The organism is Kribbella voronezhensis (assembly GCF_004365175.1).
GTDB lineage: Bacteria > Actinomycetota > Actinomycetes > Propionibacteriales > Kribbellaceae > Kribbella > Kribbella voronezhensis.
On record NZ_SOCE01000001.1, the window covers coordinates 1,464,303 to 1,480,105 of the forward strand.

The 15,803-nt window shown below is 69.1% G+C and carries 20 protein-coding genes; 10 read left to right on the forward strand and 10 right to left on the reverse strand.

Annotated features, from left to right (window positions below):
• The first annotated feature begins 28 nt into the window (after nucleotides 1-28).
• Both EV138_RS06390 and EV138_RS06395 read left to right on the forward strand, forming a co-directional pair.
• Nucleotides 29-844 (forward strand): mechanosensitive ion channel family protein, encoded by an 816-nt coding sequence (locus tag EV138_RS06390; RefSeq protein WP_238157983.1) that lies wholly within the window; start codon nucleotides 29-31, stop codon nucleotides 842-844.
• Nucleotides 845-921: 77 nt separating this feature from the next.
• Entirely contained in the window at nucleotides 922-2,121 is a 1,200-nt protein-coding gene (locus EV138_RS06395) for an ROK family transcriptional regulator (protein WP_133977495.1), read from the forward strand.
• Between the two features lie 68 nt (nucleotides 2,122-2,189).
• Here the strand turns inward: EV138_RS06395 and EV138_RS06400 are convergent, their stop codons facing one another.
• The 4 genes from EV138_RS06400 to EV138_RS06415 are packed head-to-tail and all read right to left on the reverse strand — an operon-like array spanning nucleotide 2,190 to nucleotide 3,936.
• The gene (locus EV138_RS06400) at nucleotides 2,190-2,621 is read right to left on the reverse strand and encodes an OsmC family protein (RefSeq protein ID WP_133977496.1); all 432 of its coding nucleotides are present in this window, start codon (nucleotides 2,619-2,621) and stop codon (nucleotides 2,190-2,192) included.
• Nucleotides 2,622-2,642: 21 nt separating this feature from the next.
• Nucleotides 2,643-3,062 carry a globin gene (locus EV138_RS06405; protein ID WP_202866634.1) on the reverse strand — a complete coding sequence of 140 codons (420 nt, stop codon included), beginning with the start codon at nucleotides 3,060-3,062 and terminating at the stop codon, nucleotides 2,643-2,645.
• A 14-nt stretch (nucleotides 3,063-3,076) separates the two neighbouring features.
• Entirely contained in the window at nucleotides 3,077-3,493 is a 417-nt protein-coding gene (locus EV138_RS06410; RefSeq protein ID WP_133977497.1) for an acyl-CoA thioesterase, read from the reverse strand.
• Nucleotides 3,490-3,936 carry an acyl-CoA thioesterase gene (locus tag EV138_RS06415; RefSeq protein WP_232828204.1) on the reverse strand — a complete coding sequence of 149 codons (447 nt, stop codon included), beginning with the start codon at nucleotides 3,934-3,936 and terminating at the stop codon, nucleotides 3,490-3,492. The genes EV138_RS06410 and EV138_RS06415 overlap by 4 nt, the downstream gene beginning before the upstream one ends.
• Before the next feature lie 95 nt (nucleotides 3,937-4,031).
• Between EV138_RS06415 and fabG the strand changes: the two genes are divergently transcribed.
• Both fabG and EV138_RS06425 read left to right on the forward strand, forming a co-directional pair.
• Entirely contained in the window at nucleotides 4,032-4,790 is a 759-nt protein-coding gene (gene fabG / locus EV138_RS06420; RefSeq protein ID WP_133977499.1) for a 3-oxoacyl-ACP reductase FabG, read from the forward strand.
• Nucleotides 4,791-4,802: 12 nt separating this feature from the next.
• Entirely contained in the window at nucleotides 4,803-5,255 is a 453-nt protein-coding gene (locus EV138_RS06425) for a MaoC family dehydratase (RefSeq protein WP_133977500.1), read from the forward strand.
• A 7-nt stretch (nucleotides 5,256-5,262) separates the two neighbouring features.
• Here the strand turns inward: EV138_RS06425 and EV138_RS06430 are convergent, their stop codons facing one another.
• From EV138_RS06430 to EV138_RS06440, 3 genes are all read right to left on the reverse strand, one after another.
• Nucleotides 5,263-6,147 (reverse strand): GNAT family N-acetyltransferase, encoded by an 885-nt coding sequence (locus EV138_RS06430; RefSeq protein WP_133977501.1) that lies wholly within the window; start codon nucleotides 6,145-6,147, stop codon nucleotides 5,263-5,265.
• Between the two features lie 90 nt (nucleotides 6,148-6,237).
• Nucleotides 6,238-7,131: a GNAT family N-acetyltransferase gene (locus EV138_RS06435; RefSeq protein WP_133977502.1), complete on the reverse strand. Its 894-nt coding sequence runs from the start codon at nucleotides 7,129-7,131 to the stop codon at nucleotides 6,238-6,240.
• Nucleotides 7,128-8,018, reverse strand: coding sequence for a GNAT family N-acetyltransferase (locus EV138_RS06440; RefSeq protein WP_133977503.1), 891 nt, complete (start codon nucleotides 8,016-8,018; stop codon nucleotides 7,128-7,130). Before EV138_RS06440 ends, EV138_RS06435 begins: the two co-directional genes overlap by 4 nt.
• A 132-nt stretch (nucleotides 8,019-8,150) precedes the next feature.
• On the opposite strand from EV138_RS06440, the gene EV138_RS06445 reads away from it, so the two are divergent.
• The 5 genes from EV138_RS06445 to EV138_RS06465 are packed head-to-tail and all read left to right on the forward strand — an operon-like array spanning nucleotide 8,151 to nucleotide 12,141.
• A complete protein-coding gene (locus EV138_RS06445) occupies nucleotides 8,151-9,050 on the forward strand; it encodes an ABC transporter ATP-binding protein (RefSeq protein WP_112239167.1) in 900 nt (299 codons plus the stop codon).
• Nucleotides 9,043-9,936 carry an ABC transporter permease subunit gene (locus EV138_RS06450; protein WP_133977504.1) on the forward strand — a complete coding sequence of 298 codons (894 nt, stop codon included), beginning with the start codon at nucleotides 9,043-9,045 and terminating at the stop codon, nucleotides 9,934-9,936. Before EV138_RS06445 ends, EV138_RS06450 begins: the two co-directional genes overlap by 8 nt.
• Entirely contained in the window at nucleotides 9,933-10,847 is a 915-nt protein-coding gene (locus EV138_RS06455; RefSeq protein WP_133977505.1) for an ABC transporter ATP-binding protein, read from the forward strand. Before EV138_RS06450 ends, EV138_RS06455 begins: the two co-directional genes overlap by 4 nt.
• Nucleotides 10,848-10,849: 2 nt before the next feature.
• On the forward strand, nucleotides 10,850-11,566 hold the full coding sequence (locus EV138_RS06460) for an ABC transporter permease (protein WP_133977506.1): 717 nt from the start codon (nucleotides 10,850-10,852) through the stop codon (nucleotides 11,564-11,566).
• Nucleotides 11,567-11,607: 41 nt separating this feature from the next.
• On the forward strand, nucleotides 11,608-12,141 hold the full coding sequence (locus tag EV138_RS06465) for a hypothetical protein (RefSeq protein WP_133977507.1): 534 nt from the start codon (nucleotides 11,608-11,610) through the stop codon (nucleotides 12,139-12,141).
• Here the strand turns inward: EV138_RS06465 and EV138_RS06470 are convergent.
• Nucleotides 12,132-13,106 (reverse strand): helix-turn-helix transcriptional regulator, encoded by a 975-nt coding sequence (locus EV138_RS06470; protein WP_133977508.1) that lies wholly within the window; start codon nucleotides 13,104-13,106, stop codon nucleotides 12,132-12,134. The two genes, EV138_RS06465 and EV138_RS06470, sit on opposite strands and share 10 nt — an antisense overlap.
• A gap of 74 nt (nucleotides 13,107-13,180) precedes the next feature.
• On the opposite strand from EV138_RS06470, the gene EV138_RS06475 reads away from it, so the two are divergent.
• Complete coding sequence (locus tag EV138_RS06475; protein WP_238157984.1) at nucleotides 13,181-13,744, forward strand: TIGR03086 family metal-binding protein; 564 nt, start codon at nucleotides 13,181-13,183, stop codon at nucleotides 13,742-13,744.
• A 41-nt stretch (nucleotides 13,745-13,785) separates the two neighbouring features.
• Here the strand turns inward: EV138_RS06475 and EV138_RS06480 are convergent, their stop codons facing one another.
• Together EV138_RS06480 and EV138_RS06485 are read right to left on the reverse strand one after the other, a co-directional pair.
• Nucleotides 13,786-14,541 (reverse strand): SDR family oxidoreductase, encoded by a 756-nt coding sequence (locus tag EV138_RS06480; RefSeq protein WP_133977509.1) that lies wholly within the window; start codon nucleotides 14,539-14,541, stop codon nucleotides 13,786-13,788.
• A complete protein-coding gene (locus tag EV138_RS06485; protein ID WP_133977510.1) occupies nucleotides 14,541-15,761 on the reverse strand; it encodes an acetyl-CoA C-acetyltransferase in 1,221 nt (406 codons plus the stop codon). Before EV138_RS06485 ends, EV138_RS06480 begins: the two co-directional genes overlap by 1 nt.
• Between the last annotated feature and the right edge of the window lie 42 nt (nucleotides 15,762-15,803).

Sequence of the window (15,803 nt, forward strand, 5' to 3'; positions counted from 1 at the left end):
CGAGATGCCTATTCTGCTCAGTCACCCCGTGTCCCTGTACAGTCACCCCCTGTTTTCGCTCCCCGCGACCTTCCCGACGTTCTTCCGCCGAGGGAACGACGGCAAGCTGGAAGTGACCGACCAGATCGTCACCGTGCCGGCCCGGATCGTCGGCCTGGTGCTGGCGTTCTTCATCGTCAGATGGCTGCTGCACAAGGCGATCCGCCGGTTCGCGCGGCGGACCGGCAACGGCGCCGTGGCCGGCGTGCTGGCCAAGTCCAAGCGCGGCCAGGAGTTCGTCGAACAGACCCTGATGAGCGAACGCCGCAGCCAGCGCGCCGAGACGATCGCGTCGCTGCTGTGCAGCACGGTCACCATCATCCTGACCGCCGTCCTGGTGGTGATGGTGCTGGCCGAACTCGGCTTCAACATCCTGCCGGTGGTGGCCTCGGCGAGCATCATCGGCGTCGCGCTCGGCTTCGGCGCGCAGACGCTGGTGAAGGACTTCCTGGCCGGCATCTTCATGATCTTCGAGGACCAGTACGCCGTCGGCGACCTGGTCGACATGGAGAAGGCCACCGGCGTCGTCGAGGCGGTCGGCCTGCGCGTCACCCAGTTGCGCGGCGAGGACGGCACCATCTGGTACGTCCGCAACGGCGAGGTCCTCCGGGTCGGCAACCTGAGCACCCGCGACCCCTCGGCTCCGCCGACCTCCACCACCGGGGTCGGCAGCGCCGCGGAGGCGGCGGACGGCCTGATCCAGACCGAAGCACCCAGTGAGGCACCGGCCACGGAGAGTCGTAGTACGGCGGCCGATCCGGCCGCCCCGCACCGCGGTGTCGGCGGACACGAACGCGAGAGCTGACACAACGCGGGTGAGAGCGGTTGCAGCGGGCTATCGTTGATCAACTGATGGACGGTTGGCTGGCGGGAGGACTCGGGGTGGCACGACCGGCAGGTTCGGCGCGGCTGTTGCGCGGGATGAACGAGGCCGCCGCCCTGGCGTACCTGTTCGAGCGTGGGCCGCTGACCCGGACCGACTTACGAGACCTGACCGGGCTGTCGAAACCGACCGCGTCCGAGGTACTGCGCCGGCTGGAGGATGCCGGGCTGGCGATCGTCGTCGGGCACTCCAGCAGCGGCCCCGGCCCCAACGCCGCCCTGTACGCCGCGAACGCGGAAGCGGGCTACATCGCGGCCCTGTCGGTCCGCGACGTCGGCGATCTCGGGCAGCCGTCCGTCTCGGCCACCCTCACGGACCTGGCCGGCCGGACGCGCGCCACCGTCGAGAGCGACGTGGCCTTCGGCGGCGCCGACCCGGTCGACATCGTCGCGGACATCGTCACCGAGCTCTGCCGGAAGGCGAAGATCTCCCGCGACCTGCTGCTGCAGGTCCAACTCGGCGTACCGGGCTCCCCCGATCCGCGCACCGGCGACATCCGGTACGTCGATGTGCCGGGGCTGGACCGGCCCGGACTGGTGAACGAGATCCGGGACCGGCTCAAGACCGAGGTGATGGTCGACAACGACGTGAACCTCGCGGCGATCGCGGAGCGCTCGCACGGGGTCGCGGCCGAGGTGGATGCCTTCACGGTGCTCTGGCTGGCCGGCGGTTCGGGGTTCGCGATCGACCAGGGTGGCACCTTGATGCGTGGCGCCCACGGCTGCGCGGGCGAGCTCGGCTACCTCCCGGTGCCGGCCGTCGGGACCGAGGCGCGGGACTTCCAGGACCTGGTCGGCGGCGGTCCCGTCCTCGAACTCGGTGAGCGCTTCGGCTTCGCGGGCGGCACGCCGCAGGAAGTGGTCAGCGCGGCCGTCGCGGCACTCGGCGAGGACCGCGCCCAGGAATTCCTCAAGGGTCTGGCCGAGCGGGTCGCGATCGGGCTGCTCGCGGCGATCACGTTGATCGACCCGCCGCTGATCGTGCTGGCCGGCGAGGTCTCGCAGGCCGGCGGGACCGTACTGCGCGACGAGGTGGTCGACGCCCTGGCTGCCCTTTCCCCGCTCGGCACGCAGATCGAGGTCACCGGGGTCACCGGCGACGCGGTCCTGCTCGGCGCGATCAGCTCCGCGACCACCGCGGTACAGGATCGTCTGCTGGCCGGTCTCACCACTCCGCAGCAGGCGGCTGTCAGCAGCTGAAAAGCATCAAGGCGCCGAACGGATCGGCGCCTTGATGCTGCTTCGTGCGATCAGGATGCCGCGGGCGATCAGGCCGTGAAGGTGACGTCCAGGGTGATCGTCGTCCCGGCCAGCGCCTGCGAGACCGGGCAGTTCTTCTTGGCCTCTTCGGCGAACTCGGCGAACTGGTCGGCGGTCAGGCCGGGGACCTTGCCGTTCACCGACAGCTTGATGCCGGTGATGCCCTCACCCGGAACGAAGGTGACGTCGGCGGTGGTGTCGATCGCCTCCGGCGCGTTGCCGGCGCCGGCGAGTGCGTGCGAGAGCGCCATCGAGAAGCAGGTCGAGTGCGCGGCCGCGATCAGCTCTTCCGGGCTGGTCTTGCCCTCGGCCTTGTCGTTCGACCGGGCGGCCCAGGTCACGTCGAAGGAGCCCAGGTTCGACGACTCGAGGTTGACCTGACCGGCGCCCTCCAGCAGCGAACCTTCCCAGTGGGCCTTGGCGGTGCGAATTGCAGCCATGCTGTCTGTGTCTCCTCGGAGTCAGTTGCCGGACGCGTCGATCGCGCCGGGGTACTGCGGTTCGTCGGTGTTCACCATGCTGTGCGCGGCCATCACCATGTACGTCCAGATCTCCTGGTCGCGGTCCGGATCCAGCTTCAGCTCGTCCAGCGCGGCCCGCATGTGGCCCAGCCAGCGGTCCCGGGCGGCCGGCGTGACGGCGAACGGGTGGTGCCGCATCCGCAGCCGCGGGTGACCGCGCTGCTCGGAGTACGTCCGCGGGCCGCCCCAGTACTGCTCGAGGAACATCCGGAACCGTTCCTCGGCCGGACCGAGATCCTCCTCGGGGTACATCGGCCGCAGTTCCGGGTCGGCGGCGACACCGCGGTAGAACGCCGCCACCAGCCGGTGGAACGTGTCGGCCCCGCCGACGGCGTCGTAGAAGCTCATCGATTCGGTCATCGCTGTCCAGTGTCTCAAGTCGCCGAAACAGGCGGCACGAGGGCGTCCCGTTCGGCCTCGCTCAGCGGCCGCTTCGCCTGCGTCCGGCCGTCCACGGCGACGATCACCGACATCGCCCGGGCGTAGACCAACTCGGTCTCCCCACCCCGATCGACGATCCGCGAACCGAGCGTGTACGACGTCGTACCGACCGACTCGACCCACACGTCGACGTCGTACGGCGGGTGCCGGAGCAGGATCGGCCGCAGGTAGTCCACCGTCTGGCTGACCAGCACACACGGGTACGCCGCGAAGTAGTCGGCCTCGCCCACCAGGTCGGACAGGAACGCGATCCGGGCTTCCTGGAGATAGTCGAAGTACCGGACGTTGTTCACGTGGTCGTAGGAGTCGATGTCCGACCAGCGGACCAGAACCGGATACGTGAAGGTCATGAGCCCACCAGCTTCGACAGGGCCTCGCGCTCGACCGGTGTGATCCGGCGCAACCGGTTCGCGGCGAAGTCGAACGGGACCAGCCGGGTCCGCGCCTCGACGTACGTACGGCGTGGCTCCGCGTCGAGGATCTCGTAGTCGACGGTGAACGAGGCCGCCTTGATCTCGCTGATCCACAGCTCGATCCGGACCGGCTCGGGGCGGAAGACCAGCGGCGCGCGGTACTGGACCTCGTGCCGCGCGACCAGCAGGCCGGTCTCCAGGTCGTCCGCGCCCAGCTCCTTGGCCGTCCGGAAGAGGAAATCCACCCTGGCGTCCTGCAGATAGTCGACATAGCGGCCGTTGTTCACGTGACCGAGGGCGTCCATGTCACCCCAGCGGAGCGGGCAGTGATAGACGTGCCGGTTGTGGGGGCTGTCGTGATCAGCGCTGTGATCATGCACACGGCGATCATCCCATCCACGACACACCGGCGCTGAGCTGGCGTCGGTAGTGTGCATCCCGGACCCGTAGTCGGCTGATGAAGGAGCAGGGCGCAATGAGCGAGCAGCAGAGGGTGGCGATCGTGACCGGGGCAGCCCGGGGAATCGGTGCCGCTGTGGCCCAGCGGCTCGCCGCCGACGGCAACGCGGTCGCAGTGCTGGACCTGGACGAGGCGGCCTGCGCCGGCACCGTCGACGCGATCACCGCCGCGGGCGGCAAGGCGATCGCGGTCGGCTGCGACGTGAGCAAGGGCGACCAGGTCACCGCCGCGGTCGAGCGGGTCGCCGCCGAGCTGGGCGCCCCGACGATCCTGGTGAACAACGCCGGCGTACTGCGCGACAACCTGCTCTTCAAGATGACCGAGGACGACTGGGACACCGTCATGTCGGTGCACCTGCGCGGCAGCTTCCTGATGTCCAAGGCGTGCCAGGCCCACATGGTCGAGGCGTCGTACGGCCGGATCGTCTTCCTGTCCTCCACCTCGGCGCTCGGCAACCGCGGCCAGTCGAACTACGCCGCCGCGAAGGCCGGCCTGCAGGGGCTGGCCAAGACGCTGGCGATCGAGCTGGGCAAGTTCGGCGTCACCGCGAACGCGATCGCACCGGGCTTCATCGAGACCGACATGACCGCCGCCACCGCGGCCCGGGTCGGGGTCGACTTCGAGGAGTTCAAGAAGGCGACCGCGGCGAGCATCCCGGTCCAGCGCACCGGCAAGCCCGAGGACATCGCCGCCGCCGCGTCGTTCTTCTGCAGCGAGGAGGCCGGCTTCGTCTCCGGCCAGGTCCTGTACGTCGCCGGTGGACCCCGCAACTGAAGGAGTTTGCCCATGCAGACCTTCCAAGGCGTCGACGAGGTCGTCCACGCGGTCGGTACCCCGCTCGGCGAGACCGAGTGGCTGGAGATCACCCAGGAGCAGGTGAACCAGTTCGCCGAGGCGACCGGTGACCACCAGTGGATCCACGTGGATGTCGAGCGGGCCGCGAAAGGCCCGTACGGCGGGACGATCGCGCACGGCTACCTGACCCTCAGCCTGATCGCCCGGTTCGGCGCGGAGCTGTTCGACGTGTCGGGCGTCTCGGCGAAGCTGAACTACGGCGTCAACAAGGTCCGCTTCCCGGCGCCGGTCCCGGTCGGCTCCAGGATCCGCGCGGGCGCGTCCATCGCGGGCGCGCAGGAAACCCCGGCCGGCGTCCAGGTCTCGCTGCAATGGGTCATCGAACTGGAGAACTCCACCAAGCCGGCCTGCGTCGCGGAGACCGTGGTACTGCTCGTTCCCTAGGGCGTTCCTACAGCGGGCAGACCAGGACCGAGTGGGTTGCGATCCGGCGGTAGCCGAGCCACTCGTTGACGGCGAGCATCGGCGCGTTGCCGTCGTAGTTGGCGGTGTAGGCACCCCGTACGCCGGCGTCGGCGGCCCGGTGCAGCGCGGCACACTTCACCAACTTGGCCAGCCCCTGCCCGCGGTACTCCGGCATGGTCGCGGTCATCCGCGACCAGATCTTCTCCTCGTCGCCGCTGGACCGGGTGAAGCCGATCACCCGCTCGCCGTCGAGCGCGGCGAAACTCAGCTCCTTCAGCGTCGAGCGCGTGTTCCAGACCGCGCCGAGCCAATCGTCGTACGGGCGGGTGGTGATCTTGGCGTCTCCCGGTTTCGTCCGCTGAGCCACCATGTCGGCCTCGTAGACGAGCCGTGGATCCACCTCGCTCAACGGCACCACACTCACCCCGTCCGGTACTGCGGGCAGCGGCGGCGCGGCCGCGGGTTCGATCTCCGCGTAGTGCACCTGCCGGGTCTGCGCATACCCCCAGCGGGCGGCCCAGGCCGTCGAGGCCGGATCCGCGAAGATCCTCGACCTGGTCGCGCCACCGGCCCGCAACTCCGCGTGGACCGCGTCGAGCAACTCGGTGCCCAGGCCCTGGCCGCAGTAGTCCGGATGCACCATCAGCCGGTGCTCGCCGTCGAGCGGCTCGGAGCCGGCGATCAGCCCGCAGCTCGCCCAGCCGACCAGCCGCCCGGCGGAGACCGCGACGAAGCTGCCGCTCCCCGGCCGCTTCGGCGCGGTCAGGCGATGCCGCAGGTCGGCCTCGGTGTAGACGAGGTAGGGCACCAGTTCGTCGTGCAGCGCGACGGCGGCCTCGAGGTCGCCCAGCTCAGCAGGCCTGATCACCATCCGAACTCCTTCACCGAAGTTCTGGCGAAGATAACCCCTACCTGGTCCAAAGGCACCCCTGCATGAGATCGGCCGAGTCGCGGTCCGAAGTCAGCCCGGCCGCACCATGCCCGTGTGCGTGGCGACCCGCGAGTACCCGAGCCAGTCGTTGATCGCCCGCATCGGGCGGTTGTCCTCGTGGTTCACCGTGTAGGCACGGGTGATTCCCGCCGCCGCGGCGGCTCGCAGGCAGGTCGTCTTCACCACCTTCGCCAGTCCCCTGCCCCGGTACGCCGGCAGCGTGCCGGTCATATCGGTCCAGAGCCGGTCGCCGTCGGTCAGCACGTTGGTGAAGCAGGCGATCTTGCCATCGGCAACTGCCACCGTGCTGAGTTCGCGGTCGAGACTGGCCGAGTTCCAGACCTCCCGCTCGAACAGTTCGAGGGGGAGCTGGCTCCAGTCCTGCTCGCCCGGGATATCTCCGGCCGTGGCCACGAACGCGGCGTACGCGGCTTCCAGGTCGAGCGCGGCCAGGTTGGTCAGCTCGAAGCTGTCCGGTATCGCGGACGGATCCGGCACGAGCCGCGGGTCGACCTTCGCGTAATGCACGACCTCGGTGGCCTGGAACCCTTGCCGCAAGGCGAAATCCATGCCGTCGTCGGTCGCGCTCCCGACCACCCGTCGGGCGTTCTGCTTGACCAGCAGGTCATCCAGCGACTCGGCCAGCGTCGTACCGATTCCTTGCCTGCGGTGATCCGGATGCACCAGGAGGACCACGTGATACTCGCCCGGCTCCGGCGACCAGGTCGAGAGCGTGGCCGAGGCCCAGCCGACCAATCGATCGCCGGCCTCGACCGCGAAGCTACCGTGGTGCTTGTCAGCGGCACCGTCTTCCAGCGAAGTGCGCAGATCGGTCAGCCGCAGCACGCGGTACGGAAGAACCTCGCTCCTGAGCGCGAGCAGCCCTTCGGCGTCGGCCGGCGTACCGGGTCTGACCTGGGTCACAGCTTCTTCTGCAGCCCGTGCTCGGTGGCGATCCGGCGGTAGCCGAGCCAGTTGTTGATGGCAAGCATCGGGCCGTTCTCGTCGTCGTTCGAGGTGAACGCGCCGGTGATCCCGGCCGCCGCGGCCCGTCGCAGCGCCGCGGACTTGATCACCTTGGCCAGCCCACGGCCGCGGTACGCCGGGATCGTGCCGGTCATCCCCGACCAGGCCCGGTCGCCGTCCCTCTCGAGGATGGTGAAGGCGGCCACCTCGTCACCAGCCACCGCGGCGACGCCGAGTTCGTGGTTGGCTCCGGGCGAGTTCCAGATCTCCTCGAGCCACTCCTCGTAGCTGACCGCGTCCAGCGGCGAGTCGCCCGGCTCGTCCAGCGACGAGATCGAGTCGGCCAGGTACACCTGGCGCGGTTCGAGCCGATCGATCGTCACCAACTCGATGCCGTCGGGCGTGGCCGGCTGCTCGGGCAGCACCCGCGGATCGACGCCGGCGAAGTGCACCTGCCGCGAGCCGTCGTAGCCACGGCGCCGCGCGAACTCCAGCCCGTCGGGCGTGGCGCTGGTGGACACCCGGACCGCACCGATCTCCTGCAGGTGCTCGTGCAACCGATCGGACAGCGCCCGGCCGGTACCGGCTTGCCGATGGTCCGGATGCACGTAGATCGAGATGCTGCCCTTGCCCTCCTCACTGGTCCAGACGTTCAGGCCGGCCGAACCCCAGCCGACCAGCCGCCCGTCGGACTCGGCGACCAGAGCCAGGAAGCGCTCCCCCGGCGACTGCACGGTGATCATGTGCCGGGCGGCCGCGGCCGACAGCACCTTGTAGCTGAAGGTCTCCCGGCGGAGGCGGGCGACCTCGTGGGCGTCAGCGGCCACAGCCGGTCTGATCTGCATGGTCCGGACCCTAGCCAGCGACCCGGTCGGCCCGCCATGGAAATACCGGCCGTCGAGAGTTGGGACGTGATCGCAACAGCCGATGGACGCCCGTGATTCACGGGTGACCGCGCTGGGCCTTAGGGTTGCCCGGTGCCCGTGATCGCGACCACAGCGTTGACCAAGCGTTATCCGCGCGTCACGGCCCTGGACGAGCTGACTGTCGAGGTGGGGTCCGGCGTGACCGGACTGGTCGGAGCCAACGGTGCCGGCAAGTCGACCCTGCTGAAGATCTTGCTCGGACTGATCGCCCCGACCGCCGGAAGCGCCATCGTGCTGGGACACGACGTGGTCACCGGCGGCGAGGCGGTCCGAGCGCTCGTCGGCTACATGCCCGAACACGACTGCCTGCCACCCGACGTGTCCGCGACCGAGTTCGTCGTCCACCTCGGCCAGATGTCCGGCCTGCCGGCGACCGCGGCCCGCGAGCGGGCTGCCGACGTACTGCGGCATGTCGGTCTCGACGAGGCGCGCTACCGGCCGATGGGTGGCTACTCGACCGGCATGAAGCAGCGGGTGAAGCTGGCCCAGGCACTCACGCACGACCCGAAACTCGTCCTGCTCGACGAGCCGACGAACGGGCTCGACCCGGCCGGGCGCGACGAGATGCTCGCGCTGGTCCGCCGGATCGGCACCGAGTTCGGCATCCCCGTGCTGATCACCTCGCACCTGCTCGGCGAGCTGGAGCACGTCTGCGACCACATCGTCGTCCTGGACGGTGGCCGGTTGCTCCGCTCGGAGTCGAAGGCGGCGCTGACCGGCGAGACCGGAGTACTGGCTGTCGAAGTACGGGATCTCGGTGGCCGTGATCGGCTCGGGGCAGCGCTCGACCGGGCCGGTGCGCGAGCGAGGCCCGACGGTCCGCTCGTCCTGGTGGAGATCACCGGCGAGGAGACGTACGACGTGGTCCGCGACACCGTGGCCGAGCTCGGGCTCGGGCTGGTCCGGATCGAGCAGCATCGCCACCGGCTGGAAGAGGTCTTCAGTGTCTGATCAGCTGCGTCCGCCCGGCGCAGGTGTCATCCACGACATCGGTTACCGGCACTACGACGGCCCCCGGCTGGGCCGCTTCGCGATCACCCAGGCGTTGACGGTGAGCAGCCTGCGGCATGCCTACGGACTCGGCCGCTCCGGCAAGTCCAAGGTGATGCCGATCCTGCTGCTCGCGGTGATGGTCGTGCCGGTGGCGATCATGGTCGGCATCGAGAACGCGTTGCAGTTCGACAACCCGCCGCTGTCCCAGATGCGCTACATCTTCTTCCTCCAGGCCGTGATCGCGCTGTATCTGGCCTCGCAGGCGCCGCAACTGTTCTCCAGGGACCTGCGCTACGGCTCGATCGTGCTGTACCTCGCCAGGCCGCTGCGCCGCACGGACTACGCGCTGGCGAAGCTGACCGCGCTGGCGCTCGCGCTGATGGTCCTGATGGGCCTGCCGATGGTGATCCTGTACGCCGGTGCGCTGCTCGCCAAGTTCGACTTCACGCTGATGACGAAGGAGTTCCTCAGCGGCCTGGTCACCGCGCTGCTGCTGTCGATCCTGCTGGCCGCGATCGGCGGCCTGATCGCGGCCGCGACCCCTCGCCGCGGTTTCGCCGTCGCGGCGATCATCGCCGTCCTGATCGTTTCGTTCACAGCCGTCACCGTCGTCACCGCGATCCTCGATCCCGAGGGCACGCACCGCGACGTCGCTTCCCGGTACGCCAACCTGGGTTCGCCGTTCAGCCTGGTCGAGGTGTTGTCGTCCTTCGTCCTGCGCGGCGGCGGCGACTGGCTGCCGAGCACGACGCAGGGGCTGGTCTTCGCGGCGGTCTACGTCCTGCTGGTCGCCGGCTGCTGCTGGGGCGTCAACGCCCGCTACGCCAAGGTGGCCCGCGGGTGAGCGTGATCCAGATCGACCAGGTCTCCCGCTGGTACGGCAATGTGGTGGCGGTCAACGACGTCACGATGACGATCGGTCCGGGCGTCACCGGCCTGCTCGGCCCCAACGGCGCCGGCAAGTCCACGCTGATCACGATGATGGCCGGCTTCCTGCCGCCCTCGACCGGTTCCGTCACCCTCGACGACGTTCCGGTCTGGCAGAACCAGGCCGCCTACCGCCACATCGGCCTGGTCCCGGAGACCGAGGCCGTCTACGACACGCTGACCGGTGCCCAGTTCGTCCGGGCCAACGCCGAACTGCAGGGCCTGTCGAACCCAGCGGCCGCGACGACGGCGGCGATCTCGACGGTCGAGCTGACCGACGCGGCGCGGCGCCGCATCTCGACGTACTCCAAAGGGATGAAGCAGCGGATCAAGATGGCCGCGGCGCTCGTACACGAACCGTCGGTGCTGTTGCTGGACGAACCGTTCAACGGAATGGATCCACGGCAACGGCTGCACCTGATGGACCTGCTCCGCAAGATGGGCGCGGACGGCCGGACCGTGTTGTTCAGCTCGCACATCCTGGAAGAGGTGCAGCAGGTCGCCACCCACATCGAGGTGGTGATCTCCGGCCGGCACGCCGCCTCCGGTGACTACCGCGCGATCCGCACGCTGATGACGGACCGGCCGGTGCTCTACCGGCTGCGCTCCTCCGACGACCGCCGGCTGGCCTCGGCGCTGATCGGCGACCCCTGTACGTCGGGCGCCGATCTGGCCGCCGGATCGCTGCAGGTCCAGGTGGCCGACTTCGAACGGTTCAGCCGGATCGTGCCCGCGCTGGCGCGCGACCTCGGCATCCGGCTGCTCGAGGTGGCCCCGACCGACGAATCGCTCGAGAGCGTCTTCTCCTACCTCGTCGGGAGGCGCTGACGATGAATCTGACGATCGCCCGGCTGACGATGTCCACCCTGTTCGGCCACCGGCGAGGACTGCTGCTCTTCATCCTGCCGGCCGTCATGCTCGCGTTGTGCGTACTGCTGGCACTGACCGTCGACGACACGGCCGAGTTCAGTACGGCGCTGCTGCAGATGTTCGGGCTGGCGGTGATCGTCCCGCTGGTTTCGTTGCTCGCGGCAACGGGTGCGCTCGCGTCCGAGATCGACGACGGCTCGATCGTCTACCTGCTCAGCAAGCCGATCAGGCGATCCACGATCATCGTGACCAAGGCACTCGTCGCCGTCGCGGTCATCGTCGTCCTCGGCGCGGTGCCGATGGTGATCGCCGGCCTGATCCTGGACTTCGGCGATCCGCGGACCGCGCTCGCCTTCGGTGCCGGCACGCTCGTCGCCGGGATCGCCTACACCGCCATCTTCACCGCCCTGTCGGTGATGTCCGGCAACGCGGTGACGATCGGCTTGATCTACGCGCTGCTGTGGGAAGGCGTGATGGGTCAGTACGTCGGCGGCGCCAAGGCGCTCAGCGTCCAGCAGTGGTCGCTGGCGGTCGTCCAGCACCTCACCGACGCACCGCACGTGAAGTCCGACGTGAAGCTGCCGATCGCGCTGATTCTGCTGGTCGCCGTCACCCTCATCGGTATCACTCTGGCCATCGGCCGGCTGCGCTCGCTGGTCCTGTCGACAGCGGAGTAAATTCGCCCGCTCCTGCCGCGATCCTGAAGTACGCTGTCGCCATGACAGGAGTGAAAGCGGCTACGGTACTGGCAGGATTGATGGTCTCCGAGCAGCCGCGACCGGAGTTCGAGCAAGCGCTCAGCCCGTTCGCGCCACTGATCGGCAGCTGGGACCTCGACGTCTCGTGGTACGACGACGACGGTCAGGTCGTCCGGGAGACCAAGGGCGAATGGCACTTCGCCTACGCCCTCGACGGCCGTGCGGTGGCCGACATCTGGATCACCCCGAGCCGGGCCCGGCGCGAGGTCGACGGCGACGGTGAATGGGGGCTGTCGATCCGGCTGTACGACCCCGAACTGAACGCGTTCCGCTCGACCTGGATGGGCCCGAAGTACGCGCTGGTGATGACGTTCGTCGGGCACACCGGCGACAACTCCATCACTCTGGAAGCCAACGAGCCCAAGTCCGCCAAGACCCGCTGGATGTTCACCGACCTCTCCCCCACCGGCTTCAACTGGCGCAACGAGGACGAGGATGCCGACGGCAACATCATCGTCCGCCAGCGCTTCGTCGGCCGCCGCGCTCAGCTGTAGGTCGCTACCGCGGCCGATGCCAACTCGAGGAGCCGGCCGCGGAGGTCCGCCGGCTCCAGCACCTCGACATCACCACCGAAGCCCAGCAGCACACCGCACGCTGCCTCGCGAACCCGGAACCGCATGGCGACATGAGGCCACTCGTCGTCCGCCGGTACGTCGCGCGCCTGCTCACCCTTCGCCAGCATGGGCGTGGCGATCCGCCTGACCAACTCGGCCCGCTCCGGTCGCACCCTGACCACCACGTCGACTCCGGCCGGCAGACTCCGCTCCAACCCGGACCGGAGCCGCTGCCATTCCTCCTGCAGATCAAGGCCTTCCGGCCGTTCGCTTGGCTGGTCCAGTACGTCGACCTGCTCGATCCGCGACACCCTGTACATCCGGGAGACCCCGCGATGCGCGGCGATGAGATACCACCGGCCCGCCTGCTCCACGAGCCCCCAGGGGTCGACGGTACGGCGTACTGGGCGTCCTGCTGTCGCCGAGGCATACCTGACGCGTACGCGCCGACGGGTCACCACCGCCTGACGTAGTACGGGCAGTGCGCCGGTGTCCTCGGCCTCTGCGAACCAGCGGCGCCGGTCGACCACGATCGCTCCCGACAGCGCTTCGGCGTCGTCCTGCAGTTGCAGTGGAAGGGTCGACGACAGCTTGCCCATCGCGGACTGCAGCGCGTCCCGCAGGCCCAGCTCCTCCGACAGGGATGCGCGGCCGGACCACGCGAACAGCGCCTGTGCCTCGCGCGGAGTCAGGCCGCTCACGTCAGCCCTGTAGCCGGGCAGCAGAACGCAACCGCCGTTGCGGCCGCGCTCGGTGTAGACGGGCACGCCTGCTGCCGACAGCGCCTCCATGTCGCGCATCACCGTGCGCCGCGACACCTCGAGCCGCTCAGCGAGCTCGCGCGCGCTCAGCCGCGGGTGCTGTTGCAGCAGCAGGATGATCTGCAACAGGCGATCGGCTCTCATGACTTCGAATATAAGACAGAAGATGTCCCATATCTGCCGCCAGAGTGGTACTCACACCAACTACTGGAGGAATCGTGACGGACCCACGCCCGATGCTCGCGCTCGCCCTGGACCAGACCCAGGCGATGATCGACACCGTCGGAGCCGACGACCTGGACCGGCCGACGCCGTGCCCGGAGTACGACGTACGCACACTGCTCGGCCATCTCGTCACGGTCGTCGGCCGGATCAACCTCGCGCTGACCGGCGGCGACCCGCTGACCATCCCGACCGTGACGCCCGGCATCACGGACTTCGCGGGCGCCTGGAAAGAACGTCGTGCGGTTCTCGACGACACCTTGTCCGACCCGGCTGTGCTCGCGGTGACCTGCAAGTTGCCGTGGGGGACGCTGCCGGGAGCAGCGGCGATCGCTGCCTACGTGGGTGAGCTCACCACTCACTCGTGGGACATCGCGAAGGCGACCGGGCGCACTGACCTGCTCGACGAGTCGCTGGCGGAGTACTGCCTGCCCCTGGTGCAGCAGTTCATCCCGGCCGAGCCACGGGGTGGGCACGTGCCGTTCGGGCCCGTGGTGGAGGTGGCGGACGACGCACCGGCGTACGACCGGCTGGTCGCCTGGGAAGGCCGCAAGCCGTAGTACTGGCTCGGCCCGGCTGGTTTGTCCGGCCGGGCCGGGGGTCAGCCGACGATGCCGCCGTTGAGGGTGAGGCCGCCGTCGATGGTGATGGTCTGGCCGGTGATCCAGGAGGCCTCGTCGGACAGCAGGAACCAGACGAGCGAGGCGACGTCCTCGGGACGGCCGAGCCGCTTCATCGGGTACGCCTTGGCGACCTTGTCCTCACGGCCCTCGTACAGCGCGCCGGCGAACTTGGTCTTCACCACCGCGGGTGCGACCGCGTTGACCCGGATCACCGGCGCCAACTCGACGGCCAGTTCGCTCGTCACTCGCGACAGCATCGCCTTGGTCGCGCCGTACCAGCCGATACCGGGTGACGGCGACAGGCCGGCCACCGACGACACGTTCACCACAGCGCCGCCGTGCACGCCCATCCAGGCGTCCCGGCAGGCCTTCACCCAGGCGATGGTCGCCAGCACATTCGTGTCGACCATCTTGGTCGCCACGGCGTGGTCCACGTCCAGTAGGGAGCCGTAGATCGGGTTGATGCCGGTGTTGTTCACCAGCAGATCCACCGACCCGTACGTCGCCACCGCGGCGGCCACGACGCTCGCACGATGCTCCGGGTCAGCCGCCTTCCCCGCGACGGCCAGTGCGTTCTCCCGGCCGCCGAGGGACTCCACTGCCTGGTCCAGCGTCTCCTGCGTGCGCCCGGTGATCACGACGCGGGCACCGTCGGCAACGAGGCGCTGCGCGATCGCCAGTCCGATACCGCGCGAGGCGCCGGTGACGATCGCCGTACGGTCCTTGAGGCTCATCAGCTGAGGCGCTCGAGGATGACAGCCATACCCTGGCCGCCGCCGACGCACATGGTCTCCAGGCCGAACTGCTTGTCCTCGAACTGCAGCCCGTTGACCAGTGTGGTCATGATCCGCGCGCCGGTGGAGCCGAACGGGTGGCCGAGCGCGATCGCACCGCCGTGCACGTTCAGCCGGTCCTCCTCGATGCCGAGCTCGCGCGCCGAGCCGATCACCTGCACGGCGAAGGCCTCGTTGATCTCGACCAGGTCGATGTCGCCGATGCTCATCCCGGCCCGCGCCAGCGCCTGCTTGGTCGCCTCGACCGGACCGAGGCCCATGATCTCCGGCGACAGGCCACTCACGCCGGTGGAAACGATCCGGGCCAGCGGGGTGAGGCCGAGCTCGCGGGCCTTGGTGTCGCTCATGATCACTACGGCCGCGGCGCCGTCGTTCAACGGGCAGCAGTTGCCGGCCGTGACAGTTCCGTCGGGGCGGAACACCGGCTGCAGCTGGCTCACCTTCTCCAGCGTCGTACCGGCTCGCGGGCCGTCGTCCTTCGTGACGACCGTGCCGTCGGGCAGCGTCACCGGGGTGATCTCGCGCTCGAAGAAGCCGTTGCCGATCGCCTTCTCGGCCAGGTTCTGCGACCGTACGCCGAACGCGTCCTGGTCGGCGCGGCTGATTCCCTTCAGCGTCGCCACGTTCTCCGCGGTCTGGCCCATCGAGATGTAGATGTCCGGGATCAGGCCGTCCTCGCGCGGGTCGTGCCAGGTCTCGTTGGTCTCGGCGTACTTCTCGGTGCGCTGGACCGCGTCGGCGAACTCCTGGTTGAACGAGCTCGGGTCGCCGACTCCCGCGGACCCGAAGTTCTTGTACCGCGAGACGCACTCGACGCCGGCGCTGACGAAGATGTCGCCCTCACCGGACTTGATCGCGTGGAAGGCCATCCGCGCGGTCTGCGTCGACGACGCGCAGAACCGGTTGATCGTGGTCGCCGGGGTGTTGTCCCAGCCGAGCTGTACGGCGATCCGGCGGGCCATGTTGCCGCCGTGCTCGTCGTGCGGCTCCGCGCAGCCGACCATCAGGTCCTCGATCTGGTCCCCGGTCAGGCCCACCTTGTCGACGGCCGCCTTGATCAGCTGGACGGCCAGGTCGTCCGGGCGGATGTCCTTCAGCGAACCCTTGCCGGCCCGGCCGATCGGCGACCGCGCGGTGGAGACGATGACTGCTTCGGGCATGACTTTGGCCTTCTTTCTCAGGGATTCCGCCGATGGAGGACG